The organism is Okeania sp. SIO2B9, from assembly GCF_010672505.1.
In the GTDB taxonomy this organism is placed as follows: domain Bacteria; phylum Cyanobacteriota; class Cyanobacteriia; order Cyanobacteriales; family Microcoleaceae; genus Okeania; species Okeania hirsuta.
On the sequence record NZ_JAAHGK010000186.1, the window covers coordinates 1 to 7,933 of the forward strand.

A 7,933-nucleotide genomic window follows, 5' to 3' on the forward strand; every position below is an offset into this window, starting at 1 on the left:
TTCTAAGTATTCAATCAATGTAGATATAGCAATCCTAAATCATTCGTGAGGATTTTATTGCTTAGGTGTTTCTCATTCCCTATTCCCTGTTCCCTGTTCTCTAAAAGCCTAGGAGATATCACAAATAAAATTGCTATATATTGAAACCTGAAATTAACTTTTTCACTATGGCTAAAAATAATAATAAGTAGTATAGAGGAATGAAAAAAAGAAAATGAAGTGAGATAATTTGTTGATGATGGTAAATAAAAAAGTGTATAAGTTCATTAAACTGAAATTCAGTGAAATAGAAAATTTAAATTAGGAGACTGCAGATGTTTAACTCCACAGAACTTTTAATTGATGCCTTCATAAAACGGCTGACTAATGGCTATCGTCATACTTATGGTGGATATAAAGCAGATTATGCTGATATTATTGCCTGGGCGGCCGGAATGGCATTAGAAAATATTGCTAATAGTGATGCCCTGTATCACAATGTAGAACATACTATTCTTGTAACTTTAGTGGGACAAGAAATTTTACGCGGGAAGCATATCCGTGAGGGCGGAGTTTCTTGTGAAGATTGGCTACACTACCACATTTCCTTACTTTGTCACGATATTGGATATGTCAAAGGTGTATGTCGTCAAGATAGAGGAGACTTAAGATTGTATGCTACAGGCATAGATGGTACCAGTGTATCTTTACCTAGAGGCGCTACGGATGCTAACCTAACTCCTTATCATGTTGACCGAGGTAAACTATTTATTGAGGAACGCTTTGGAGGTCATAAGTTAATTGATGCAGAAGTAATTAAGCGTAACATAGAACTGACTCGTTTTCCAGTACCAGCAGATGAAGATCATCAGGATAAGGAAAACTATCCTGGTTTGGTGAGGGCAGCAGATCTAATAGGTCAATTAAGCGACCCCCGTTATTTACAAAAAATTAGTGCCCTTTTCTATGAGTTTGAGGAAACAGGCCAGAATAAAATACTGGGATATCATAATCCAGGTGATTTACGTCGGGGCTATCCTAAGTTTTACTGGAATGTAGTTTATAGCTACGTTAAGGATGCGATCGCTTATCTAAATCTTACTCAACAAGGAAAACAGATAGTAGCGAACCTAAGTGCGAATGTTTTCCGAGTAGAACATGATAATGCTGTTGAAGAGGCTGTAGCTATCAGTTAGTTAGCGATCAAGGCAAAATTTATTACTATCTAGAGAAACCCGGTTTCTGCACCTGCTGACTGGGGATAATTAGTGCTCGAAAAACTTTATCCAAAATTCTAAGATGATATCTAGCTCCAAGCATTGGGCAAGGTGAGCAATGAGCATTGATTGGATAAATTTGAGACTAACAGCGATGGCGTTTATTACTAAAACAGTGATCGCTACTCCAGTTAGCATATCCCTATCCGTTCGAGTCAGTACATCGTTTGTCAGGATTTGTATTAAAGAAAAAAATCATACTGATAAACAGGTTTAACAGTAAAACCTTAGCAATGATAAGGCCATAACTCCAATGTCCTAGTTAATGCTACAAACCGCTAACTTTATTTCTATAGTCTAAGTTTTGATAAAAGTCTGGGTGCGACTCCACTAACACCATCGCTTTATTACTCCAGCTTGCAATCAACTCATCTATTGTTAAAAATTGAATACCTATAGAAGTCTCATGGTATCTTTGCACGCGATACGGGTTTTTGGCAAAGGAGTCAGGAGGACTTTCTCAGATCAAATCCGGTTAAACAGTTATAGAATGCTTAAGTCAGGAGGAGTCAGTCCTCAGTCCTCAGGAGGAGAGAGAATTACAAAGATGAGCGTAGTTATAACGATTGGAGAATTTTTTTATGTCCAATAAAACGGATTTGAGATCAGGATCTAGAGAAATAGAATAGGGAAAAAGGTGGAAATTTCCCTCCAGATTCACCATCTCCTCACACTCCCCACACTCCCCACACTCCCCCTATATTTTTAAATAGATTCCATAAGGGTTCTATAAATAGGTCGGCAACAACGTATTTTTTACCTCGCCTGCCGTACAAAATCACCCAGTGATTTCACTAACGCCAGATTTTTAGTAGATGTAGAAGGAAAGACCCTCAAACAATCCTCTGTAATAGATACCTTAACCTTAATTCCAATGGGCAATGCTACTTGTGGAGTTGTACGAGCAATTAATTCTTGTCCAGATTCAGTGCGTAAAGAATAACGAAATTCACGACCTAAAAATTGGCGATCGCGAATCACTACAGACCCGCCATCATCAGGTTTTAACATCAAATCTTCCTGACGAATCATTAACTCAACTCGATCAAATTCATCTAAGCTACCAATTTTTCCACAAAATAAATGATTATCTGTTAATTCAAAACCCCCAAGTTCCGTTTCCCACACCTGACCTTGACGACGTGCAGATAAAAAATTAGCCTGAGTTACAAATTCAGCCACAAACTGAGAAGCAGGTTCAGTATAAATATCTTCCGGAGTACCAAACTGTTCCACACATCCAGCTCGCATTACTGCCACCCGATCAGAAATAGCCATTGCCTCTTCTTGATCGTGAGTAACAAAAATTCCCGAAGCACCAGCATTTTTGAGAATATCTCGTAATTCTTGCCGTAATCTAATTCTGACTTGTACATCCAAATTACTCAAAGGTTCATCCAATAATACTAAAGCTGGATTTGGTGCCAAAGCACGCGCCAAAGCTACCCGTTGCTGTTGACCCCCAGAAAGTTCGTGGGGATAACGACTTTCCAAACCAGATAAACCAACTAACTCCAGAGCATCTGCAACCTGATGATTAATTTGCCTACTTGACTTTTTGCCAGAATTATGTAAACCAAATGCAATATTTTTAGCTACCGTTAGATGGGGAAATAAGGCATAATCTTGGAAGACCATACCAACATCTCGTTTTTCCGGTGGCACCCAATCATTTACACCAGCAACTACTCGCTCATTAATAGTAATAATACCTGACTGTGGTTGCTCAAATCCAGCAATCATTCTCAATAAAGTTGTTTTGCCACAACCTGAAGGCCCCAATAACCCTAGTATATCCCCTTGGTACAATGTTAAATTGACATTTTGCACCGCAGGGGTAGCAGTGCGAGAAAATTGTTTGCTGACACTCTCCAAACAGAGAATTACAGATTGGGCCATTTATTGTTTAACCTCCCTTAAATTCTTAAAATATGTCTAGAACATTATTTACTTCTCAATTATATTAACCTAATTTTTAGGAGATATTCTCATTAAGTTTCTGGAAATTTTCTAAGAGGCTATTTGCCAATAAAGTAGGGTGTGTGACGGTACGCTTACTATTTCTAGATGGCAGAGGGCAGAAGGCAGCTATGCTGAAGAGAAAATTCTATATATAGCAATCAGAAATCAGATGTGAGAATTGAGGTATTCCTTTAAAGCATAGAATATAGTAGTTATCTTATTCTTATGTATTCATTTCTTTCCTATTCCCTATTCCCTATTCCCTCCATACCTAAAACAAAAGTCTTCAATATCTCACAACTAAAATCATATTGCTATATGATATAAGTCCTGATAGTATTACTTTTCTATTCAGAAATAGTATTACGTAATAGACATCTCCAGAAAAGAGGGAATAGGGAATAGGTATGGAGGGGGAAAATAATTGATAATTTCTGTATGATAATTGATTTTATTTTTTATTTTTGGAGATGTCTAATAACTAAAAGTCTTATATGATTTCCTACGGAATGCTTGCGCCAACGGTTTTTTATTTCCCCTATTGCCTCTCTTGGTGCGCATTCCCTTGCGTCTGACGCCGACGCGGGGTCGCACCGCTGTTGCCTATTGCCTGTTGCCTGCGCGCAGCGCTATAGTCTCTAATGTATAAAATCAAAATGTTTGATAATGTGAAAAAATTTAACTATTTCAACTGGAATGCTTGGACAGTATTTGTCATAGCGATCGCTTTATTAATCTCAGCTCCTGTAGTATTTATTCTCAGCAGTATTTTCTCGGATACAGGAGAAATTTGGAGTCATTTAGCTTCTACAGTTTTACCCCGTTATCTGTTAAACTCCTTCATCTTAATGGTAGGAGTAGGTTGTGGAGTTGTCGTCATCGGAGTAGGGGTAGCATGGTTAGTCACAATGTGTCGCTTTCCTGGTAGTCGCATCTTTGAATGGGCAATGCTGCTACCATTGGCAACTCCCGCCTATATTCTTGCCTACACCTACACAGAATTACTAGAATTTTATGGACCTGTACAAATGTGGTTGCGAGAGGTATTTGGTTGGGCAAGTGTCAGTGATTATTGGTTTCCGGAGATTCGTTCCATTGGAGGAGCGATCGCTTTGTTAACCCTTACCCTATATCCTTATGTTTACTTATTAACACGGGTCGCTTTTTTAGAACAATCAACCTGTACTTTAGAAGCTAGTCGCTCCCTGGGATGCAACCCTTGGCGTAGCTTTTATAAAATAGCTTTACCTCTAGCTCGACCAGCAATAATGGCAGGTTTAGCTCTAGCACTGATGGAGACTCTCAATGATTTCGGAACAGTGCAATATTTTGGAGTCGAAACATTTACCACTGGCATTTATCGAACTTGGTTTGGCATGGGAGAGAGAGTTGCAGCAGCACAGTTGGCAGCAGTATTAATGTTATTTATTTTATGGTTAATTTTGCTGGAGTTATGGTCGCGTCGGCAGGCAAAATATTATCAAACTAGCAGTCAGTATCAAAAATTGCAGCAGTTTCATTTAGGTGGAATACGTGGGATAGTCAGTTTATTTGCTTGTTTGCTGCCAGTCTTGTTGGGTTTTCTGTTGCCAGCAGGATTATTATTAGAAATGACTATTGCTGAAAGTGGGGAAAGTTTTCGGGGACAGTTTTGGAATTATGCTTCCCATAGTTTGATTTTGGCAGGAGTTACTGCTGTTTTTGCTGTAGCGATCGCCTTAATTATGGCTTATGGCGTGCGGTTGAATCGAAATTTGGGAATGCGTTTATCAACCCGCATTGCTGCAATGGGTTATGCTGTACCGGGTTCAGTTATTGCAGTAGGAATTTTGATTCCTATAGGTGCGGTTGATAATATCATTGATAGCTTCATGCGTTCAAGATTTGGGATATCAACTGGTTTATTATTCAGTGGAACTATTACAGCATTAGTGTTTGCTTATTTGGTGAGGTTTATGGCGGTAGCATTTGGTGCTGTGGAGTCAAGCTTGCTTAAAATCAAACCAAGTTTAGATGATGCTTCCCGAAGTTTAGGTTATGGAGCTACGAAGACTCTGGTTAAAGTTCATGCACCGATGATGTGGGGAGGGTTATTAACTGGAGCAATGCTAACTTTTGTGGATGTGATGAAAGAGTTACCTGCAACAATGGTAATTCGTCCGTTTAATTTTGATACCTTAGCAGTGAGGGTTTATAATTTGGCTTCTGATGAGCGGCTAACGGAGGCAGCAGGTCCAGCTTTAGCAATTGTTTTGGTAGGGATTATACCAGTAATTTTACTCAGTTTGAAAATTGCTAAATCGCGTCAATATTAAAGATAGGGAGTGGGGGAGTGTGGGAACCCACCCCTAACCCCTCCCAGGAGGGGAATGTGGGGAGATCGAGAAATATTTGAAAATGGTTGAAGATGGAACATTTTTTTATACCGAATTAAACGGATTTGATATGACTTAATATCTTGTGTAAGTCCTGACCATAAATCGTGTTTTTCTTTGCCTATTCCCATAACCCGTGTTCCCTAACAGGAGTGCGCTACCATATCAGTCTGTCGCACCCCACGGGGTCGCGCCGTTGTTCCCTGTGTTGTGACGGTAACATTCTTTTTTCAAATTGGTATAAGAGGCTCAGATATGCCACTGACTGAAGCAATATATCATCTAAGTTAACCCAGAAAAAAAGATGAGGGGGTTGATGCAGTTACACAATAGAGTTGTCGCTAAATAAAGGGAAAAAATCACTCTAACCTAGACAGAGCAATAATTCCAAGCTTTTTTTATATCCAATAACTACAATCCTTACAAAACAAGGTTTTTGGGATTTTTTTAAGTTATAAAGCGACAACTCTAATCAAATCAAAGTATAGAGTCAAGCAAGCGATCGAGTTGTTGATTAGTAGTAGAAAATCATCAACTATTAGGAATACTAACCGAGCGGGATATAGTACGCTTAATTGCCCAATAAATTTCTCTGGAAAATTTGAAAATCAATTATGTGATGACTCAGAAGTTGATTACAATAGTTGCTTCACATATCGAAGATATTTTTAAAGTTGTCAATTGTTTTCGGCAGCATAAAATTCGTCATCTATCAGTACTATCCAATACAGGGGAATTAGTGGGTTTGATTACAGTTGCAAGTCTCCGCAATTCTTTAAAATCAGTTGATTTACTTAAACATCGACAGGTAAAAGAAGTAATGACTACTGATGTTATTCATGGAACGCCAGATCTATCTATATTTACTTTGGTAGAAAAAATGGTAAAGTATCGAGTTAGTTGTATAGTAATAATTCGCACAGATCCACAACAGAGATTATATCATATTGGAATTGTCACACAAAGAGATATTGTGCAATTTCAAGCACTGGGGATGAATATCAAACAATTCAAAGCTTCAGAAGTTATGAGTACTCCTTTACAGAGTTTGACTCCGTTTGATAGCTTATGGAAAGCTCATCAACAAATGCAAAGGTTGCGAGTACAACGATTAGTAGTATGTGGTAGTGATGGCCAATTGTTAGGACTCGTCACGCAAACTAGCTTGTTGGAAAATCTGAATCCTGTGGATATGCATGGAATGATTCAGATATTGCAACAGGAAGTCGATCGCCTACAAACTGAAAAAATTGAAATGTTGCATCGTAATAATAATCATCTAGAGCAACAGGTAGAGAGTTTGCAAGAATCAGTAAATAGACTGGAGCAACACAACCAAGAAATGGCAACTATTAACCAAATGATAGATTTTTTACAAGCTTGCGAAAAAATTGAAGATACGAAAAAAATGCTAGCATAATTTATCAAAAAACTGTTTCCAGGGTTTTCTGACATTTTGTTATCAAAGCGAAACGTTATCAACAACCTCTAAGTATTATCATGGTAGATATCGATCGCTTTAAACAGTTTAACGATACTTATGGTCACAATGTAGGAGATATTGTTCTCCAAAAAGTAGCGCAGTTTTTACAGAAACAAGTTAGAAAATATGATATTGTTTGTCGTCACGGTGGAGAATAAATGACTGTGATATCAACTAATACTCCTCTAAAGATTGCTCAACAAAGAGCATAAATGATTTGTTCTGGAGTGAGGTAATTATCATTACAAAATCAAGGATAAACTCTGCTACATATCACTGTTTCTCTTGGAGTGGCTTGTTTTCCTCTACATGGAATTACAGGAGAAAATATTATTCAACGGACTGATGAAGCTTTGTATCAGGCGAAGAAAGCAGGACATAATCGAGTTGTTTTGTATCAATTAAAGCAGTAAACTTAATCTTGATTTTATGTTTTTTTTTAATTAAGAAATTTTAAAAAAATCTGAATTAAGCATAAAGAAATAAGTCATATATAAATATTAAGGGTCATAACATAAATAAGCAGTTTTATTGAAGCAAAATCAAATTAAGCCCAATGAAAATAGGTCATTTTAGCGAACAGTTAGCCTCCTACGGAGGAGCTACACTAACAGTTATTAGTCAAGTTATTGTAGTAGTTAATTCCTGATTATTTGTAACAATTAATCAGGAATTATATGGCGGATTGTTCGATCAAATCAAGCTGTTGAAAATAGAAAATCCTAGCTGTCTGGAATGTGATGTCAAAATAGCTGAATGGAAAAAGAAGGAAGAAGTCATAATACTTTAGCTAGAATTTGACAGGCGATCGCTAGTGGCAGTAAAAATTTACAGCACTTTTTAGGATAGTAAGGTAC

General features: G+C 37.7%; 4 protein-coding genes and 1 pseudogene. 4 read left to right on the forward strand and 1 reads right to left on the reverse strand.

Annotation, left to right across the window (positions count from 1 at the left end; genetic code table 11):
* Nucleotides 1–314: 314 nt before the first annotated feature.
* On the forward strand, nucleotides 315–1,175 hold the full coding sequence (locus tag F6K13_RS09110; protein ID WP_124147596.1) for an Npun_R2479 family HD domain-containing metalloprotein: 861 nt from the start codon (nucleotides 315–317) through the stop codon (nucleotides 1,173–1,175).
* Between the two features lie 837 nt (nucleotides 1,176–2,012).
* Here the strand turns inward: F6K13_RS09110 and F6K13_RS09115 are convergent.
* Nucleotides 2,013–3,155 (reverse strand): ABC transporter ATP-binding protein, encoded by a 1,143-nt coding sequence (locus F6K13_RS09115; RefSeq protein ID WP_124147597.1) that lies wholly within the window; start codon nucleotides 3,153–3,155, stop codon nucleotides 2,013–2,015.
* 704 nt (nucleotides 3,156–3,859) lie between these two features.
* Between F6K13_RS09115 and F6K13_RS09120 the strand changes: the two genes are divergently transcribed.
* The 3 genes and pseudogenes from F6K13_RS09120 (at nucleotide 3,860) to F6K13_RS09130 (ending at nucleotide 7,489) form a co-directional block, all read left to right on the forward strand.
* On the forward strand, nucleotides 3,860–5,533 hold the full coding sequence (locus F6K13_RS09120) for an iron ABC transporter permease (protein WP_240039192.1): 1,674 nt from the start codon (nucleotides 3,860–3,862) through the stop codon (nucleotides 5,531–5,533).
* A gap of 661 nt (nucleotides 5,534–6,194) precedes the next feature.
* On the forward strand, nucleotides 6,195–7,013 hold the full coding sequence (locus tag F6K13_RS09125) for a CBS domain-containing protein (protein WP_124147598.1): 819 nt from the start codon (nucleotides 6,195–6,197) through the stop codon (nucleotides 7,011–7,013).
* Between the two features lie 41 nt (nucleotides 7,014–7,054).
* Nucleotides 7,055–7,489, forward strand: a pseudogene (locus tag F6K13_RS09130) (diguanylate cyclase).
* The last annotated feature ends 444 nt before the right edge of the window (nucleotides 7,490–7,933 follow it).